Consider the following 990-nt stretch of genomic DNA (forward strand, 5'->3'; position numbering starts at 1 on the left):
GGTATGAACAGGAGCGTGCGGAGGGTATGAACAGGAGCGTGCGGAGGATATAGCGCGACTTCAGGGTGCGATTGATCGCCAACGCGAACAGCAACCCGATCACGTTGGTCAGGATCACGGACCCGAACGCGAGGAACAGGGTGTTCCACACGGCACCGAGCAGCTGCGGGTCGTTGAAGATCCGAACGAAGTTCTCCAGCCCGATGTACTCCCAGTCGCCCAGGCCGGTCCAGTTCGTAAAGGCGAAGAACCCGCCGGTCAGCGTGGCKGCGTAGTGGACGCCGATGACCAGCACGATGGCCGGCAGCGCCCACCACCAGTGGCCGTAGCTGATGAGCGGACCGCGGCCGCGTCTCGGAGTGGGCGTCCTCTGGGCCTTCGGAGGCACGGTGAGGGCCCGAGTAGCATCTAGTTCAAACGTCATTGTCATCTGCTTTCTGAGTCGTGGTCAGGCGCCGTCACCGGCGAGTGAGGCCTAGTGACCCGTCGATCCCTTGGTCAGAGCGGGGGCATGTTCGGAACGACGAGGTTCAACCAGGTGGATGCGAGCAGCTCGTTGCCTTCCTGCGTGGGGTGGATGCCGTCGTCGACCAGCCGTTCTGGGCGGGTCGTGCGTGCAGCGTCGCGGAAGATCTCGTCGAGCGGGACTAGTTGAGCGTCGTACCGGAGAGCGAGACGGCGTGCGATCTCGATCTTGTCGTTGAGGTCCTCGTCGTGCCACCGGGCCTGATCCTCCGTTAGCGGCACCAGGAAGGGTTCCATCACCACAACGTGTTGAAGGCTTCGCAGTGCGCGCGCTTCGCGCAGGATGGTCTCGTAGTCTGACGCGAACTGCTCGGGGGGTGTAGGGTCTGCGGCGTCGTACCGCCTCCATGTGTCGTTGATACCCAYGAGCACGGTGAGCGTGCTTGGTTGGATAGCGATGCAGTCTTCGTGCCAGCGGGCGCGGAGATCACGTACCCGGTTTCCCGCGATTCCTCGGTTGACGAC

Annotated in this window: 2 protein-coding genes; both read right to left on the reverse strand. The window is 63.3% G+C overall.

Annotated features, from left to right (window positions below; all coding sequences use genetic code 11):
* Positions 1-424 (reverse strand): carbohydrate ABC transporter permease (locus AC1DP3_RS18315; protein ID WP_477295801.1); only part of this gene is annotated, 424 nt, incomplete at its 3' end.
* A gap of 74 nt (positions 425-498) precedes the next feature.
* On the reverse strand, positions 499-990 hold a 492-nt coding region (locus AC1DP3_RS18320), incomplete at its 5' end, for an SGNH/GDSL hydrolase family protein (protein WP_477295803.1).

It is taken from the genome of Microbacterium sp. P5_B6, assembly GCF_056400345.1.